Below are 16,461 nucleotides of genomic sequence, written 5' to 3'. Positions count from 1 at the left end.
CAGTACCCTGGAGGGCTGAGGCCGGGGCGGATCGTCCCGGCAGCCAGGGGTGGGGTTTCCCATGCCGAAGGCCAGGTGGGGTTCCCCATGCCGAAGGCCAGGGGACGCGCGACAGGAGTGAGATGGCCGTCAATCTCGTCAATCTGGAAGCCGTGGGCAAGGTCTACGGCACCCGGGCGCTGCTCGACGGCGTCTCGCTCGGCGTGAGCGAGGGCGACCGCATCGGCGTCGTGGGGAGGAACGGGGACGGCAAGACGACGCTGATCCGCATGCTGTCGAAGCTGGAGCCCGCCGACGACGGCCGCGTGACGCACTCGGGCGGCCTGCGCCTGGGCGTGCTGACGCAGCACGACTCCCTCGACCCGGCCGCGACCGTACGGCACGAGGTGGTCGGCGACATGGCCGACCACGAGTGGGCCGGCGTCCCCCGGATCCGCGACGTGCTGACCGGACTGTTCGGCGGTCTCGGCCTGCCCGGCTTCCCGCAGGGCCTCGACACCGTCATCGGACCGCTCTCCGGAGGCGAGCGGCGTCGCATCGCCCTGGCCCAACTGCTCATCGCCGAACAGGACTTGATCGCCCTCGACGAGCCGACCAACCACCTGGACGTCGAGGGCATCGCCTGGCTCGCCGGGCATCTGCGCGCCCGCCGCTCGGCTCTGGTGTGCGTGACGCACGACCGCTGGTTCCTGGACCAGGTCTGCACACGGATGTGGGACGTGCAGGGCGGCTCGGTGCACGAGTACGAAGGGGGCTACTCCGACTACGTCTTCGCCCGTGCCGAGCGGGAACGCATCGCCGCGCAGGAGGAGTCCAAGCGCAAGAACCTGATGCGCAAGGAGCTGGCCTGGCTGCGCCGCGGAGCGCCCGCCCGCACCAGCAAGCCCCGGTTCCGCATCGAGGCCGCCAACGCGCTCATCGCCGACGAACCGCCGCCGCGGAACGACGCCGAGCTCATGCAGTTCGCCAACTCCCGTCTGGGCAAGACCGTCTTCGACCTCGAGGACGTCACCGTGCAGGCCGGGCCCAAGGTGCTGCTCAAGCACCAGACCTGGCAGTTGGGGCCGGGCGACCGGATCGGCCTCGTCGGGGTCAACGGCTCCGGCAAGACGTCCCTGCTGAAGGCGCTCGCGGAGGCCGCGCGCAGCGGCGGCGAGCGGCAGTCCGAACTGGTCACGGGTGGACGCGTCAAGGTCGGCAGGACGGTGAAGCTTGCGTATCTCTCCCAGGAGGTCGCGGAGTTGGACAACAAGCTCCGCGTGCTGGAGGCCGTCGAGCAGATCCGCTCGCGCGTCGATCTCGGCAAGGGGCGGGAGATGACGGCGTCGCAGCTGTGCGAGCGCTTCGGCTTCGTGAAGGAGAAGCAGTGGACACCGGTCGGTGACCTCTCCGGTGGTGAACGCCGCCGGCTGCAGATCCTGCGCCTGCTCATGAACGAGCCCAACGTGCTCTTCCTGGACGAGCCGACCAACGACCTGGACATCGAGACGCTCTCGCAGCTGGAGGACCTGCTGGACGGCTGGCCGGGCTCGCTGGTGGTCATCTCCCACGACAGGTTCTTCGTCGAGCGCACGACGGGCCAGGTGTACGCGCTGCTGGGCGACGGCTCCCTGCGGATGCTGCCGCGAGGCATCGACGAGTACCTCGAACGCCGCGCACGGCAGCGCGAGTCGGCGCAGCCGAACGCGAACGCGCCTGCCCGCTCCGGTTCTCCGGCCAAGTCCTCGGCGACTTCGGCATCGTCCTCCTCGCCCGCGGGCGCACCGGCACCCCGCAAGCCGGCGGCGGCCGCGCGAGCGGGTCAGAAGGAGATGCAGCGCATCGAGCGTCAACTGGAGCGCATCGAGGTGAAGCAGTCCGAGCTGCACGAGGCACTCGCCGAGCACGCCACGGATTTCGAGCGCGTCGCGGGACTCGACTCCGAGCTGCGCGAACTGGACTCGCAGCGCGAGAACTTGGAGTCGCGCTGGCTGGAGCTCGCCGAGGACGGCTGAAACGGAATGCCGTCCCGGCACGGAGGTACGGGCACACGGCCGGTCCGCGAACTGCCGTACGGCCGTTCCGTTCCGTGTACCGGGAAGTACTCGCGGTTCGCTAACGGCCGAGCAACGTAAGCGTTTCGGGTTGTCTCTTCCGCTGATTCGCGCCTGGAACCGGACCGCCGGTTCGCAGTGTCCGGTGATAGAAAGACATCCGCGCACAAGCCAGCCGAAGGCGGACCTGATGTCCGATTCGCTCCGCCCTACGGGGGTTTGAGGGGTGGACGTCCGGTCTGATCGTCAACGAGGGAATCGCTCATGTCGCAGCCGCCTCCGCCCCCCGGTCAGCCCTCCAGAGGGAACTCACCCGACCCGGACAAGCCCGAAGAGACTCCCGACCTGGAGAAGAAGGACTCGGGAGCTCAGCAGGCGTCCCCGTCCCAGGGTGAGACGCCCCAGCAGCAGCCCGCACAGCCGCCCTCCGGCGGCTTCGGTGCGCCGCCGCAGCCGCCCGCCGGAGGCTACGGCTATCCCCAGCAGCCGCCGTCAGGCGGTTTCGGAGCTCCGCCGCCGCAGCCTCCGGCCGGCGGTGGTTACGGCTACCCGCAGCAGCCGCCCGGGGGCGGAGGCGGCTACGGATTCCCCCAGCAGCCGCCGCAGGGCGCCGGATACGGCTACGGCTACCCGCAGCAGCCCGGCCAGCCCTACGGCCAGGGCCCGGGCATGTACCCGACGGCGCCCTACGGGCCCGGTGGTCCCGGCACCCCGGGGGGTGGCGGCAACGGCAAGGTCATCGCCATCGTCGCGGCAGCGGTCGCGATCGTCGTCGCGGTCGTCACCATCGGCATCTTCCTGGTGAACAAGGACGAGGGCACGGAGGCCCGGCAGGACGGCAAGACCGGCACGAACGACTCCGGTGGCGACAAGCCGGCTTCCACCGAGGCCAGGGAACTGTTCAAGATCCCCTCGCCGAAGCTCTCCGGCGAGGAGACCGCGAGCGTCACCGGCGCCTGGGCCACGGACAAGATCTTCGCCAAGAGCACCCTCAACGGCATCATCGGCATGGACGCGGCCAGCGGGAAGCAGGCCTGGAAGGTCTCCCTCGACGGTCAGGTCTGCGCCGCCGCCCGGCAGTCCACCGACGACGGGAAGGCCGCGGTCGTCACGGCCGAGACCAAGTCCTCCCGCGCCAAGTGCAATCAGATGGCCGTCATCGACCTGAACAAGGGCAAGAAGCTCTGGCAGGAGACGATGCCCAACAGCGAGAGCGCCGTCACGCTGGGCATGAATATGGCCATCGGCAAGAACGTCGTCGCGGCCAAGTGGATCGGCGGCTCGGTGGCGTACAAGATGTCCGGCGGCACCCCGCTGTGGAAGTCCCAGAGCGGCGGCGGCTGCGAGGACGAGGGCTTCGCGGGCGGTGACGAGCTGATGGCGGTCGTGCAGTGCGGCAGCTACGGCGACCCGAAGCTGAAGGTGCAGAAGCTCAACCCGAAGACGGGCGAGGCGAATTGGGAGTTCGACGTTCCCAAGGGCGTGCAGACCGCCCGGATCGTCTCCGCGGACCCCGTCGTCATCGCGGTCGGCGCGGGCTCCAGCACCGCCACCGACGTCATGACGATCGGCGACGACGAGAAGCTCAAGGCCAAGATCTCGCTCGGCGACAACAAGTACGAGCCGGGATGCAGCACAGGCGTCGAGTCGTGCACGTCCGTCGTCGTGGACGACGACTACGTCTATCTCCCTTCGGCGAGGCACCAGGGCGACTCCGCCTCCACGAACGAGATCATCGCCTTCGACATCAACAGCGGCAGCCCCAAGTGGAAGTCCGACGCCGGTGAGAAGCGCACCATCGTCCCCGTGCGCATGCTGGACGGGAAGCTCATCGCGTACAAGAAGCCGACCTACGACGCGGGCGGGCAGGTCGTGGCCGTCGACCCCGACGCGCAGGGGAAGCAGGAGCTGTACATGCGCCACCCGGACGACAGCGCGGAGGACGAGAACAACCTCGGCAACATCAGCCTGAGGGAACCGCCGATCTACCAGAACGGGCGTCTCTTCCTCCATCAGACGCTGATCTCGAAGCGCAGCAGCACCAGTTACGGCAAGTACCTCGGCATGGGCTTCGGAGCCGAATGACCTGTCGGGCACTGCCTCTCGCGTCTTCAGCCGGGGTGGAGTCCGAGGGGGACTGATCACCGTTCGTCCGCCGTTCCTCCCACTTCTCCCCCCGAAGCGGCCCGGAACGGCGGGCGAACGTGTAGCTTCCGGGAGCACAGGAGGGGCTGTTCCCTTGCACCCCCGGGCCGCCCGGGCCCCAGGGGTCCTGAGGGGGCGGCCGCAGGGTGCGGCGTGGGGGGTTGTTGCGCATGAGCGTCCGGCTCATGGTGGTTGACGATCACAGACTGCTCGCCGAGGCGCTCGCCTCGGCGCTGAAACTGCGTGGCCACCGGGTGCTGGCTGCCGCCGCTCCCAGCGCGGGTGCGGCGGATCTGGTGCTGAGCAGGGCGCCCGAAGTGTGTCTGCTGGGGACGGCCGCTCCCGCCGAGCCGGGCGCGTTCGACCCGGTGGTGCGGATCAAGCGCGAGAAGCCGCAGATAGCGGTGGTGGTGCTGGGGCCCGTGCCCAGTCCGCGCGGAGTGGCCTCGGCCTTCGCCGCCGGCGCGTCCGGCTACGTACGGCACGACGAGCGCATCGAAGGCGTCGAGCGCGCCATGATGAAGGCGCGTGCGGGGGACGCGGCGGTCTCGCCGCAGCTGCTCCAGGAGTCCTTCGCGGAACTGCTCAACCCGGAACCCGAACCCGACGATGAGGGTGCGCGCCTTCTCCAGCTCCTCACGCGCCGCGAGGTGGAGGTGCTGATGCGGGTGGCCGAGGGGGAGGACACTCGGCTGATCGCCACGGGCATGCGGATAGCGCCCAGCACGGCCCGTACGCACGTGCAGCGCGTCCTGATGAAGCTGGGCGTGGGCTCCCGGCTGGAGGCGGCGGCGCTGGCGGCCCGCACGGGGCTGCTGGAGCGGGCGTACGAGCCGGTCTCCGACGAGGAGCAATAGGCCCGCCCCCACCGGGGCGAACTGCCGTCCACACACCGGGGGATCCCACCGGTGTCCCAGCGGCATGTTCTGAATCGCCGAATGTCGCATGTGTACCGTATGCGCCTGCCTGTGAACGGCCGTCGCCATCCAGGTCTGTTGGTCTTCTGTTGGTCTCTGATTTCTTGTGTGCGATTATGTTGGCGATGAGGTCCGGCCGGACGGTGAGGAGTGGCCCCCTTGAAGAAGACCTCGAACCGGCTCGCCGACGGCCGCGAGATCATCTATTACGACCTGTGTGACGACACGGTGCGCGACGCCGTGGACGAGCGCCCACTCGGCGCTACGTCGACGGCCTCCGAGATCCGCTACGACCCGCTGCTCTCGGAGTGGACCGCCGTCACCGCACACCGGCAGGAGCGCACGTACCACCCGCCCGCGGACGCCTGCCCGCTGTGCCCCACCCGCGACGGCCGGCTCAGCGAGATCCCCGAACCCGGCTACGACGTCGCCGTGTTCGAGAACCGGTTCCCCTCCTTCACCGGGGGCCCGGGCCCCGAGGCCGCGGCCGGGCCGCACGGTCTGATGGCGCAGCGGCCCGGCGCCGGGCGCTGCGAAGTCGTCTGCTTCACCCCCGACCACCACGCCTCGTTCGCGTCCCTCACGGACAAACAGGCACGGCTGGTGCTCGATGTGTGGACGGACCGCACCGCCGAACTCTCTCAACGTCCCGGTGTCGAGCAGGTCTTCTGCTTCGAGAACCGCGGCGAGGAGATCGGCGTGACCCTCCAGCACCCGCACGGCCAGATCTACGCCTACCCCTTCACCACACCCCGCACCGAGCGCATGCTCGGCTCCCTCGCCCGGCACGCCGCCAGCACCGGCGGACGCAACCTCTTCGACGACGTGGTCGCCGCCGAGCTGGCCGACGCCCGGCGCGTGGTGTGCGAGAGCGCCCACTGGGTCGCCTTCGTGCCGCACGCCGCGCACTGGCCGTACGAGGTGCACCTCTACCCCAGGGAACGGGTGCCGGACCTGGTCGCCCTGAGCGAGGAGGCGAGGGCCGACTTCCCCGCCGTGTATCTGGAGGTCCTGCGCCGCTTCGACCGCCTCTTCGGCCCGGACGAGCCGCCCACCCCCTACATAGCCGCCTGGCACCAGGCGCCGTTCATTCTGCCCGCGGGTGGGCGGCAGCACGGTGCACGGGCGGACGGTGACGCGGTGTCCGTGACCCGCGAGGACTTCGCGCTCCACCTTGAGCTTTTCACCATCCGACGGACTTCCGGCAAACTGAAGTTTCTCGCGGGTTCCGAATCCGGGATGAACGTGTTCATCAACGATGTGCCGCCGGAGCGCGCGGCCGAGCGAATGCGAGAGGTAGCCAGTGACCGCCAGCCAACGGGGAGCGACCCCCGCACCACACACCGGTAAGTACCTGGTCACGGGGGGTGCGGGATACGTCGGAAGCGTGGTCGCCGCGCACCTGCTGGAGGCGGGGCACTCCGTCACCGTCCTCGACGACCTCTCCACCGGCTTCCGCGAGGCCGTCCCCGAGGGCGCCGAGTTCGTCGGGCGACGCGTGCAGGACGCCGGCCGCGTGCTCGACGCCTCCTACGACGGTGTGCTGCATTTCGCGGCCCACTCGCAGGTCGGCGAGTCCGTGCAGGACCCGGCCAAGTACTGGCGGAACAACGTCGGCGGCAGCATCGAGCTGCTGGGTGCCATGCGCGAGGCGGGCGTGCGCCGGCTCGTCTTCTCCTCGACGGCGGCCACCTACGGCGAACCACTGAGGACGCCGATCCACGAGGATGCGTTCGAGGCACCAACGAATCCCTACGGCGCCTCGAAGCTCGCCGTCGACCACATGATCAGCGGCGAATGCCGTGCGCACGGCCTGGCCGCCGTGTCGCTGCGCTACTTCAACGTCGCGGGCGCGTACGGGCGTTACGGCGAGCGGCATGACCCCGAGTCGCACCTGATCCCGATCGTGCTCCAGGTCGTCCAGGGCCGCCGCGAAGCCGTCTCCGTGTTCGGCGACGACTATCCGACGCCTGACGGCACCTGCGTACGCGACTACATCCACGTCGCGGACCTCGCCGAGGCCCACCTGCTCGCCATGACCGCCATGACCGGTGGAGACGCAGGGGAGTCCGGGCGCGGAGAGGTCCCGTCCGGCACGCATCTGATCTGCAACCTCGGCAACGGCAACGGATTCTCCGTACGCGAGGTCATCGAGACCGTGCGCAAGGTGACCGGCCACCCCGTGCCCGAGACGCCGGCGCCCCGCCGCGAGGGCGACCCGGCGGTGCTCGTGGCGTCCGCGGAGCGCGCGATCAACAGCCTGGGATGGCGCCCCTCGCGCACGGACCTCGCCGAAATCGTCGAGGACGCCTGGGACTTCACCCAGCGGTACACGGGGCAGGCCGGTACTTCATGACGGACGGCTTCCGCGCGGTGTACGGGGCGGTACCCGAGGGTGTGTGGGCGGCGCCGGGCCGGGTCAACCTGATCGGTGAGCACACCGACTACAACGACGGCCTGGTCATGCCGCTCGCTCTCCCGCACGCCTGCCGCGTGGAGGCCGCCCGCCGCGACGACGGCGTACTGAGGCTGCACTCCGCCGACGCACCCGGCGGCGTCACCGAGCTGTCCGTGGACGATCTCGCCCCGCAGGGCGCCACGGGCGGTGACCGCGGCGGCTGGGCCGCCTACCCGGCGGGCGTGGCGTGGGCGCTGCGCGCCGCCGGGCACCGGGTCGGCGGCGCCGCCCTGCACTTCGAGAGCAGCGTGCCGACCGGGGCCGGGCTGTCCTCGTCCGCGGCCCTGGAGGTCGCCACGGCTCTGGCCCTGAGCGACCTGTACGGGCTGGACGTCCCCGCAGCACGCCTCGCCGAGCTGTGCCGGCGCGCGGAGAACGACTTCGTCGGCGTCCCGTGCGGCGTGATGGACCAGATGGCCTCGGCCTGCTGCACCTCCGGGCACGCGCTGTACCTGGACACCCGTGATCTGAGCAGCAGGCAGGTCCCCTTCGACCTCGCCGCGCAGGGGCTGCGGCTGCTGGTCGTCGACACCCGCGTCAAGCACGCGCTGGGCGACGGCGCCTACGCCGAACGACGAGCCGGGTGTGAAGCGGGCGCCGCGGCACTGGGCGTCGGCAGTCTGCGTGAGATCCCGTACGGGGAGCTTCCGGCCGCGCTGGAGCGCATCGAGGACGAGGCGTTGCGTCCGCTGGTGCGGCACGTCGTCACCGAGAACGAGCGCGTCGAGCGCACCATCCGCCTCCTCGACGCGGGCGAGACGCACGCCATCGGGCCCGTACTGACCGACGGACACGCCTCGTTGCGCGACGATTTCGGTGTCTCCTGCGCCGAACTCGACCTGGTCGTCGAGGCGTCGAACGCGAGCGGCGCGCTGGGCGCCCGCATGACCGGCGGCGGATTCGGCGGTTCGGCGATCGTGCTCGTACGGGCCGGGAGTGCGGATTCCGTGTCCAAGGCGGTCGGCGAGGCCTTCGCGGAGGCCGGACACCGCGAGCCACGAGTGTTCGAGGCGGTGCCCGGTCCCGGCGCGCGGCGGGTCACAAGCGTTTGACGAAGAGATGGTCGGCAGACCCCGGCGGGTAGCCCTCGACGGTTCCGACGAGGGTGTAGCCCATCTTCGTGTAGAAGCCGGGGGCCTGGAATCCGAAGGTCTCCACGCGTGAGGCCGTGCATCCGTGTTCCTTGTGGGCCTTCCCCTCCGCGGCGGCGATGAGCCGGGAGCCCAGGCCCGAACCGCGCAACTGCTCGTCCACCCACAGCAGTTCGATGTGCAGCCAGTGCGCCCAGGCGTTGCCGACGAGTCCGCCGGCGAGCTCCTCGCCCTCGAACGCATAGACCTCGACGGGCACTTCGGAATCCGCAGGTGTTCCGCGCAGATCGCGCATCACGGATGATCTGCGGGAGTTGGTTTCGCGGAGGCCTTGATGAACCTGGTGGCGTCTTCGCTCGTCGGCGTGTGTCTCGATACGGAACATGTCTCTCAGTTCACGCCATGGCCAAGCAGTTTCGCCAATCGGTTTCCGTTGTCATCCCCCGGGCTTACCCTGAGTCGTATGCATTGCACCGGTGGGGGCCGGTGCCAGTCAGGGGGCGGGCGGCCGGGCAGGCCACGCCGGGCAGGTATGCCGGGTTGGCAGGCACGGGCGTGGCGGTGTCCTCTCCACGACCTAGGTGTCGGAGGGGGCCCAGCGGGGCGAGGAGATTCCCCCAGCACATGCATCTCTTCCCTTCGCCGCGGGGGTGACGGTACCGGCACTGCCAGGGGGCGACATGCAACGTATCCGTGTGCTGGTGGTCGACGACCACCGGATCTTCGCAGAGTCCCTGGCCGCTGCGCTTGCGGCCGAGCAGGACGTGGAGGTCGCCGCCGCCGGCAGCGTCCAGGCGGCGCTGCGCTGTCTTGAACGGGGCGCCGCCGACGGGCGGCGCTTCGATGTGATGCTCGTCGACGCGGACCTGTCGGCGCCCGCCGGCGGCGTTGCCGCGGCTTCGGGCGCCGGGGCGGGTGGTGCGGCTGGTGTGGCTGCCCAGGGCCCTGCAGCCGTCGCCGCGAACGGGGCCGACCGGGTGTCGGCCGTGGTTCCGCGTGACGGCATCCTCAACGGGTTGGCCGCGACGAACAGTTCGGGCAGCGGTGGCGGTGCTCGTCCATCCGGCGGCAAGGCGGCGTCTTCGGAGTCAAGTCCCGGCGGCATTCCGCTCGTCGGCCGCGTGCGCAGCGACCATCCCGACGTGCGCAGCGTGGTGCTCGCCGAGCGGGACGACCCGCGGCAGGCCGCGTCGGCACTGCAGGCCGGCGCCGGCGGCTGGGTCGCCAAGGACTGTTCGCTCTCCCGGCTGCTGCAGGTCATCCGCGGAGTGCTCAAAGACGAAACGCATCTGCCGCCCGCGCTTCTGACGGGCGTGCTGAAGGAACTGACGGCCTCTCGCAAGCACCGTACCGAGAGCGAGCGCCTCGTGGAGTCGCTGACGCCGAGGGAGCGCGAGGTGCTGCGCTGCATGGTCGCCGGGCTCGGCCGCAAGGCCGTCGCCGAGCGGCTCTATCTCTCTCCGCACACGGTCCGCACGCACATGCAGAACGTGCTGGGCAAGCTCGGTGTCCACTCGACGCTCGCCGCGGTCGCGCTGGCGCGCAGGGCGGGGGTCGGCCCCGTCGACCTGGAGCCGAGCAGCGCCGCGCGCTGAGCCCAGGACGGAGTCGGCGGCCGGCCGGATCGGGGCGGCTCGTGCGCGCCGTGTCAGAGCGAGGTCTTGCACACGCTCCAACCGCCGTCCACGACCAGGTTCGTGCCCGTCACGTATGACGCGTCGTCGGAGAGCAGAAAGGCGATGGCCGCGGCCACCTCTTCGGGGTGCCCGTAGCGGCCCGCGACGGTCTGCTCTGCCGTCCGCCGGGCGTCCTCCTCGCTCGTGCCGTCCCAGGCGCCGGTCACGATCGGACCGGGCAGCACGCTGTTGACGCGGATCTCCGGACCGTAGTCGACGGCCAGTTGGCGGCCGAGCCCCGTCAGCCCCGCCTTCGCCGCCGCGTACGCCGGCCGCTCCCGCAGACCGACGAGCGCCTGCACGGACGAGGTCAGTACGACGGCTCCCCGGCGTGAGCGCAGATCCTCCAGGCAGGCACGTAAGCCGAGGAAGGCACCGGTGAGGTTGACGCCCAACTGCCACTGCCAGTCGGAGAGGGAGAGCTCGCCGGCCGGTCCCGGCACCATCAGCCCGGCGTTGCTGACCAGCCCGTCGACGGGGCCGAACCCCTCGTGCGCCGTGCGCAGGGCCCTGGCCCAGGCGGGTTCGTCGGTGACGTCTCCGAGTACGAACGCGGCGCGTGCGCCGGATGCGGTGATCTCGCGCGCCGTGCGGTGGCCGCCCTCCTCGTCACTGTCGAGGATGACGACCGCGGCGCCCTCGTCGGCCAGCCTGTGAGCCGTCGCGGCTCCGATACCCGCGCCACCGCCGGTGATCAGGACGGTACGTCCCGCGAATCGCTCCGAATGACGTCCGCCCATGCACGGATGCTACGGGCTGCGACGTGTCCGACGCAGCGGGGCACCACGGCACGGGATGCGCCGAGGCAACAGTTCCTCCCTGGCGGTGAGTTCGTTCCACCGAGTGGAGCCGAGCCGAGCCGAACCGAGCCGGGCCGCTCCGCGAACGACGTCTGCGGGCAACCGGGTTCAGGGACGTTGCCAGGGGTCCACCAACTCGATACCCGTGTCGGTGACGTCCTTGGTGTTGTGTGTCGCCGGTGTGGCCCGGTGGACGTGACAATGGCGGCGATCCGGGCGTCGGTGACGCCGGTGGAAAGCCCGAGTCGTTCGCGCCGTACGGCTGGGGCCGTCAGCCGGGGATGTTGTCGAAGGGGGCGGTCAACCTGCGCAGCAGGGAGCCCAGTTCGGCCCGCTGTGCGGAGGAGAGCTCGGCGAGGATGGCGCGCTCCTGGTAGAGGAGACCGGCCAGGGCGCTGTCGGCCCGGTTGCGGCCGTCAACCGTCAGGCGCACCAGGACGCCCCGCCGGTCACTGGGGTCGGGGAGGCGCTCGACGAGGCCCTTCTTGGCGAGCCGGTCGATGCGGTTCGTCATCGTCCCCGAGGTCACGAGCGTCTGGGTGAGGAGCTGCCCCGGCGAGAGCTGATACGGCGTGCCCGCCCGGCGCAGTGCCGTGAGGACGTCGAACTCCCAGGGCTCCAGGTTGTGTTCGGAGAAGGCGATCCTGCGCGCGCGGTCGAGGTGCCGCGCGAGTCTGCTGACGCGGCTGAGCACCTCCAACGGTTCCACGTCGAGGTCCGGGCGCTCTCGGCGCCAGGCTGCCACCAGTCGGTCGACCTCGTCCTCCATGTGATCAGTGTAGTAGTTGTGTCGATGTGAAGTCTCTTGACATCGAGATACTTTCGATGGAGGCTGCCCCCATGACGTCACCTGTCTGGGACCCGCATCAGTACGCACGGCACTCCGGGCACCGCAACCGCCCGATCACGGACCTGCTTGCACGCGTGCCCGCACTGCCGGACGACGAGGCCCCGCGCATCGCCGACCTGGGCTGCGGTCCGGGTGGCCCGTCCGTGATGCTCGCCGATCGCTGGCCCGGCGCGCACATCACCGGCTACGACAACTCCCCGGCCATGCTGCACGAGGCCCGCGCCTACGCAGGGAAGACGTCCGCAGGCGGGAGCCTCGAATTCACCCACGCCGACCTCTCCACCTGGCGCCCCGCCCGCGGAGAACGCTTCGACCTGATCTTCTCCAACGCGGCTCTGCAATGGGTTCTCCCTGCCGCAGGTAAGGGACGGGTTCTCCCTGCCGCAGGTAAGGGACGGGTTCTCCCCACCCCGGACGGGGAAGGCTCGCACCCGGACGGGGCAGACGCATCCCACCCGGACGGGGCGGACGCGCACCCCAACGGAGCCGGGGACGGTCACCCCGCCGCCCTCGACGGCAGCGACTTCTTCCCGACCTGGATCAGCGCCCTGCCGCCCGGCGGCGTGTTCGCCTTCCAGGTCCCCGGCAACTTCGACGCCCCCAGCCACAGGCTGCTGCTGGAGCTGCGCAACTCGCCCCGCTGGCGCGGACGTCTGGGCTCCGAGACCCGCGGCGGGTCGGCCCGCGAACCCGCGGAATACCTGGCCGAACTGGAGCCGCTGGGCTGCGACGTCGACGCTTGGGAGACGACGTACGCGCAGCTGCTGCTCCCCCACGACCTTCGGTGTGGGAGGGACCAGCAGGCAGAGAACCCCGTCCTGGACTGGGTCAAGGGCACGGCACTGCGTCCGGTCCTGACGCTGCTCGCCGACGACCCCGAGGCGCAGCAGGCCTTCCTCGCCGAGTACGGGCAGCTGCTGCGCGAGGCCTATCCGCCGCTGGGCGGGAACCCTTCACGCGGGACCGTCTTCCCGTTCCGGCGCATCTTCGTCGTCGCGGTGAAGCGATGACGGACCCGGCAGCGGACCCCTCTTCGGACCCCGCTGCGGACGCCGCGCCCGGAGCCGCGCCGACGCCCGCGGTGATCGACTCCCTGGACCATGTGCAGCTCGCCGCCCCACCGGGCTCGGAGGACGCACTGCGCGCGTACTACGCGGGCGTGCTCGGGATGACGGAGATCCCCAAGCCCCCGGTGCTCGCCGCACGCGGCGGCTGCTGGTTCTCGGCGGGCTCCGTGGTGCTGCACCTGGGGATCGAGGAGGATTTCCGTCCCGCGCTGAAGGCCCATCCCGGCATCCGCGTGCGCGGCCTCACGGCCCTGGCGGCACACCTCAGCGACGCCGGCGCGCCCGTCATCTGGGACGACGACCTCCCCGGCCACCGCCGCTTCTACTCCCACGACCCGGCGGGCAACCGGCTGGAGTTCCTGGAGCCGACGCTCAGGGCGTGACTCCGGAAGGCCGAGCTCAACAGCGCCTGCCCGTAATGAAGTTGCCGCGGCCTCGCCGGTCCGGCATCGTGCGATCCTTCCGCGACCGGAAAGGGCGACCTGCGATGTCCGCACTCCACCCACCCGTCGAGCCCTACGACGAGGGCATGCTCGACGTCGGCGACGGCCACCGCATCCACTGGGAGGTGTGCGGAAACCCGGCAAGCCCGCACTCGTCGTGCACGGAGGCCCCGGGTCGGGATGCGGCACGCTCGTGCGGCGCCGCTTCGACCCCGGCCGCTACAAGGTCGTCCTCTTCGACCAGCGCGGATGCGGGCGCAGCACCCCGCACGCCGCCGATCCGTCGGCGGACCTGAGCAGCAACACCACCGGCCATCTCATCGCCGACATGGAAGTGCTGCGTCAACATCTGCGGATCCAGCGGTGGTTGCTCCTCGGAGGTTCCTGGGGTTCCACCCTGATCCTGGCTTACGCCCAGCAGCACCCGGACCGGGTCTCCGAGATCGTCATTCCCGCCGTCACCACCACCCGGCGTTCCGAGATCGACTGGCTCTACCGCGGTGCCGGCCGGTTCTTCCCGGAGGAGTGGCACCGCTTCCGCGAGGCGGTGCCGGAGGCCGACCCCGATGCCGCCCTTCCCGGCGTCCTCGCGGCGTACGCGCGGCGCATGGAGCACCCGGACCCCGCGATCCGCGCCGCGGCCGCCGACGAGTGGTGCGACTGGGAGGACACGGTCCTGTCGATGGAGTCGTCCCCGAGCGCGCCCTCGAAGACGTACGGGGATCGTCCGGCCGCAGCCCGGCACGCCCTCGTCCGCATCGCCGCTCACTACTTCTCGCACGGCGCCTGGCTGGAGGAAGGGCAGCTGATACGCGACGCGGGGGCGTCTTGCCGGGATACCCGGCGTGCTCATCCACGGGCGCTTCGACCTGGCCGGGCCCCTCGGCACCGCGTGGGAACTGGCGCGCGCCTGGCCCGGCTCCCGCCTCGTCGTCGTGGAGGACGCCGGACATATGGGCAGCGACGCGATGAGCGGCGAGATCCGCACCGCCCTCGACGAGTTCGCCGCGACCTGATCCCGTCGCCGTGAGCGTCAAGGACGCAGCGTGAAGCTCGGGACATGCCGCCGCCGGACGGCGGCGAAGTCTTGCGGTCGACCGTGGCGACTTCGACGGCTCCGAGGCGTTCAGCGCAAGCGATGACGGAGGCGTCGACCATCCCGAGCGGGAAGTCCTCGGTCAGCTGCGTCTGTGACCTATGAGACGCGGCTTCGCCTCGAGTCCGTCCAAGCCGTGCCAGGCCAGGTTCACCAGGTGCGCGGCGACCTCGGCCTTCTTCGGCTTGCGGACGTTCAGCCACCACTGCCCCGTCAGCGCGACCATCCCGACCAGGGCCTGCGCGTACAGCGGCGAGAGCTTCGGGTCGAAGCCGCGGGACTTGAACTCGCGGCCCAGGATGTCCTCGACCTGTGTGGCGATGTCGCTGATCAGCGACGCGAAATTGCCCGTCGACTGAGCGACGGGCGAATCGCGGACGAGGATGCGGAAGCCGTCCGTGTAGACGTCGATGTAGTCCAGCAGCGCGAACGCCGCCTGCTCCAGCAGCTCCCTCGGGTGCCCCCCTGTGAGGGCACCCGTGACCATGTCCAGGAGCTGCCGCATCTCGCGGTCGATGACGACGGCGTAGAGACCTTCCTTGCCGCCGAAATGCTCGTACACCACGGGCTTGGAGACGCCCGCCTTGGCCGCGATCTCCTCCACGGACGTGCCCTCGAAGCCACGTTCGGCGAAGAGGGCACGTCCGATGTCGAGGAGTTGTTCGCGGCGCTCCTTGCCGCTCATCCTGCGACGCGCGGCGCGCTTCTCCTTCTTGGCGGCCCTGGTCGCTCGCGGCGCATCGGCGGAGCTGTCATCGGTCGGCACAGGCTCCATCATGCCGCTTGGCGGGACGGCTCCTTGCGGCGGGAGTCGATACGGGAGCGGACCGGCCAGCGCACGTCGTACGCCCAGCCCGCCAGCTCCAGCCAGCGGATGATGCGCGCACTCGAGTCGAGCTGACCCTTCTCCACACCGTGACGGGCGCTCGTCGGGTCCGCGTGGTGCAGGTTGTGCCACGACTCACCGCAGGACAGGATCGCCAGCCACCACACGTTGCCGGACTTGTCGCGGGACTTGAAGGGCCGCTTGCCCACCGCGTGGCAGATGGAGTTGATGGACCAGGTGACGTGGTGCAGCAGCGCCACACGCACCAGCGAGCCCCAGAAGAACGCCGTCAGCGCACCCTGCCAGGACATCGTCACCAGGCCGCCGATGACGGCCGGAAGCAGCAGCGAGGTCGTCGTCCACAGCACGAACTGCCGCGAGACGGCCCGGATCGCCGGGTCCTTGATCAGATCGGGTGCGTACTTCTGCTGCGAGGTCTGCTCCTCGTCGAACATCCAGCCGACGTGCGCCCACCACAGGCCCTTCATCAGGGCGGGGACGGTCTCGCCGTAGCGCCATGGCGAATGCGGGTCGCCCTCGGCGTCGGAGAACTTGTGGTGCTTGCGGTGGTCGGCGACCCAGCGCACCACGGGCCCTTCCACGGCCAGGGAGCCGAGGACCGCGAGCGCGATGCGAAGCGGACGCTTCGCCTTGAAGGAGCCGTGCGTGAAGTAGCGGTGGAAGCCGATCGTGATGCCGTGGCAGCCGATGAAGTACATCGCCGTGAGCAGGCCGAGGTCCAGCCAGCTCACACCCCAGCCCCACATCAGCGGCACGGCTGCGAGCAGGGCGATGAAGGGAACGACGATGAAGGCCAGCAGCGCGATCTGCTCCACCGAGCCGCGCTTCTCACTGCCGAGCGTCGCGAATGCGACGGGGGATTCCTGGACTTCGGAGGCGGTTTCGTTCTGGGCGTCGGGGGAGCTGTCGAGTACGTCCGGGGGGCTGGTGGTCATAGATGTCCCTTGTCAGAGCGGTAAGGGGCTTCTGCGTCGTGCACTGTTGCGTCTTGTGCCCACGCAAGTCCTACGGAACCGTAACCTACGGCTTCGTAAGTAT

The 16,461-nt window shown here is 70.3% G+C and carries 14 protein-coding genes and 1 pseudogene; 10 read left to right on the top strand and 5 right to left on the bottom strand.

Annotation, left to right across the window (positions count from 1 at the left end):
* The first annotated feature begins 122 nt into the window (after window positions 1-122).
* The 6 genes from I004_RS0120835 (at window position 123) to galK (ending at window position 8,605) form a co-directional block, all read left to right on the top strand.
* Window positions 123-1,994: an ABC-F family ATP-binding cassette domain-containing protein gene (locus I004_RS0120835; protein WP_028437094.1), complete on the top strand. Its 1,872-nt coding sequence runs from the start codon at window positions 123-125 to the stop codon at window positions 1,992-1,994.
* Window positions 1,995-2,297: 303 nt separating this feature from the next.
* Complete coding sequence (locus I004_RS0120830; protein ID WP_028437093.1) at window positions 2,298-4,118, top strand: outer membrane protein assembly factor BamB family protein; 1,821 nt, start codon at window positions 2,298-2,300, stop codon at window positions 4,116-4,118.
* A 230-nt stretch (window positions 4,119-4,348) separates the two neighbouring features.
* On the top strand, window positions 4,349-5,035 hold the full coding sequence (locus I004_RS0120825) for a LuxR C-terminal-related transcriptional regulator (protein WP_028437092.1): 687 nt from the start codon (window positions 4,349-4,351) through the stop codon (window positions 5,033-5,035).
* A gap of 219 nt (window positions 5,036-5,254) precedes the next feature.
* Entirely contained in the window at window positions 5,255-6,445 is a 1,191-nt protein-coding gene (galT, locus tag I004_RS35130) for a galactose-1-phosphate uridylyltransferase (RefSeq protein WP_051345263.1), read from the top strand.
* Window positions 6,399-7,451, top strand: coding sequence for a UDP-glucose 4-epimerase GalE (gene galE / locus I004_RS0120815; protein ID WP_051345262.1), 1,053 nt, complete (start codon window positions 6,399-6,401; stop codon window positions 7,449-7,451). Before galT ends, galE begins: the two co-directional genes overlap by 47 nt.
* A complete protein-coding gene (gene galK, locus I004_RS0120810; protein WP_028437090.1) occupies window positions 7,448-8,605 on the top strand; it encodes a galactokinase in 1,158 nt (385 codons plus the stop codon). The genes galE and galK overlap by 4 nt, the downstream gene beginning before the upstream one ends.
* Here the strand turns inward: galK and I004_RS0120805 are convergent.
* Window positions 8,592-9,029 (bottom strand): GNAT family N-acetyltransferase, encoded by a 438-nt coding sequence (locus I004_RS0120805; protein ID WP_028437089.1) that lies wholly within the window; start codon window positions 9,027-9,029, stop codon window positions 8,592-8,594. The two genes, galK and I004_RS0120805, sit on opposite strands and share 14 nt — an antisense overlap.
* A gap of 295 nt (window positions 9,030-9,324) precedes the next feature.
* On the opposite strand from I004_RS0120805, the gene I004_RS0120800 reads away from it, so the two are divergent.
* The gene (locus I004_RS0120800; protein ID WP_028437088.1) at window positions 9,325-10,239 is read left to right on the top strand and encodes a response regulator transcription factor; all 915 of its coding nucleotides are present in this window, start codon (window positions 9,325-9,327) and stop codon (window positions 10,237-10,239) included.
* 53 nt (window positions 10,240-10,292) lie between these two features.
* Here I004_RS0120800 and I004_RS0120795 read toward each other — a convergent pair whose 3' ends face one another.
* A complete protein-coding gene (locus I004_RS0120795) occupies window positions 10,293-11,060 on the bottom strand; it encodes an SDR family oxidoreductase (protein WP_028437087.1) in 768 nt (255 codons plus the stop codon).
* Between the two features lie 331 nt (window positions 11,061-11,391).
* Window positions 11,392-11,889, bottom strand: a complete 498-nt coding sequence (locus I004_RS0120790) for a MarR family transcriptional regulator (RefSeq protein WP_028437086.1) — start codon at window positions 11,887-11,889, stop codon at window positions 11,392-11,394.
* A gap of 71 nt (window positions 11,890-11,960) precedes the next feature.
* Between I004_RS0120790 and I004_RS40405 the strand changes: the two genes are divergently transcribed.
* The 3 genes and pseudogenes from I004_RS40405 (at window position 11,961) to pip (ending at window position 14,496) form a co-directional block, all read left to right on the top strand.
* Complete coding sequence (locus tag I004_RS40405; protein WP_486580149.1) at window positions 11,961-12,980, top strand: methyltransferase domain-containing protein; 1,020 nt, start codon at window positions 11,961-11,963, stop codon at window positions 12,978-12,980.
* Between the two features lie 71 nt (window positions 12,981-13,051).
* Complete coding sequence (locus I004_RS0120780) at window positions 13,052-13,420, top strand: VOC family protein (RefSeq protein ID WP_028437084.1); 369 nt, start codon at window positions 13,052-13,054, stop codon at window positions 13,418-13,420.
* Window positions 13,421-13,524: 104 nt separating this feature from the next.
* Window positions 13,525-14,496, top strand: a pseudogene (gene pip, locus I004_RS35125) (prolyl aminopeptidase).
* 162 nt (window positions 14,497-14,658) lie between these two features.
* Here the strand turns inward: pip and I004_RS0120770 are convergent.
* Window positions 14,659-15,354 (bottom strand): TetR/AcrR family transcriptional regulator, encoded by a 696-nt coding sequence (locus tag I004_RS0120770; protein WP_106965400.1) that lies wholly within the window; start codon window positions 15,352-15,354, stop codon window positions 14,659-14,661.
* The gene (locus tag I004_RS0120765; RefSeq protein WP_028437082.1) at window positions 15,351-16,358 is read right to left on the bottom strand and encodes a fatty acid desaturase; all 1,008 of its coding nucleotides are present in this window, start codon (window positions 16,356-16,358) and stop codon (window positions 15,351-15,353) included. The genes I004_RS0120770 and I004_RS0120765 overlap by 4 nt, the downstream gene beginning before the upstream one ends.
* Window positions 16,359-16,461: the final 103 nt, after the last annotated feature.

Source organism: Streptomyces sp. TAA486, assembly GCF_000426165.1.
Note: the sequence above shows the minus strand (reverse complement) of the source record. Positions and strands in the feature narration are given on the sequence as shown.

Coding starts and splice junctions, on each gene's coding strand:
- I004_RS0120835 (WP_028437094.1), top strand. CDS start 123: ATGGCCGTCAATCTCGTCAATCTGGAAGCCGTGGGCAAGGTCTACGGC.
- I004_RS0120830 (WP_028437093.1), top strand. CDS start 2,298: ATGTCGCAGCCGCCTCCGCCCCCCGGTCAGCCCTCCAGAGGGAACTCA.
- I004_RS0120825 (WP_028437092.1), top strand. CDS start 4,349: ATGAGCGTCCGGCTCATGGTGGTTGACGATCACAGACTGCTCGCCGAG.
- galK (WP_028437090.1), top strand. CDS start 7,448: ATGACGGACGGCTTCCGCGCGGTGTACGGGGCGGTACCCGAGGGTGTG.
- I004_RS0120805 (WP_028437089.1), bottom strand. CDS start 9,029: ATGTTCCGTATCGAGACACACGCCGACGAGCGAAGACGCCACCAGGTT.
- I004_RS0120800 (WP_028437088.1), top strand. CDS start 9,325: ATGCAACGTATCCGTGTGCTGGTGGTCGACGACCACCGGATCTTCGCA.
- I004_RS0120795 (WP_028437087.1), bottom strand. CDS start 11,060: ATGGGCGGACGTCATTCGGAGCGATTCGCGGGACGTACCGTCCTGATC.
- I004_RS0120790 (WP_028437086.1), bottom strand. CDS start 11,889: ATGGAGGACGAGGTCGACCGACTGGTGGCAGCCTGGCGCCGAGAGCGC.
- I004_RS40405 (WP_486580149.1), top strand. CDS start 11,961: ATGACGTCACCTGTCTGGGACCCGCATCAGTACGCACGGCACTCCGGG.
- I004_RS0120770 (WP_106965400.1), bottom strand. CDS start 15,354: ATGATGGAGCCTGTGCCGACCGATGACAGCTCCGCCGATGCGCCGCGA.
- I004_RS0120765 (WP_028437082.1), bottom strand. CDS start 16,358: ATGACCACCAGCCCCCCGGACGTACTCGACAGCTCCCCCGACGCCCAG.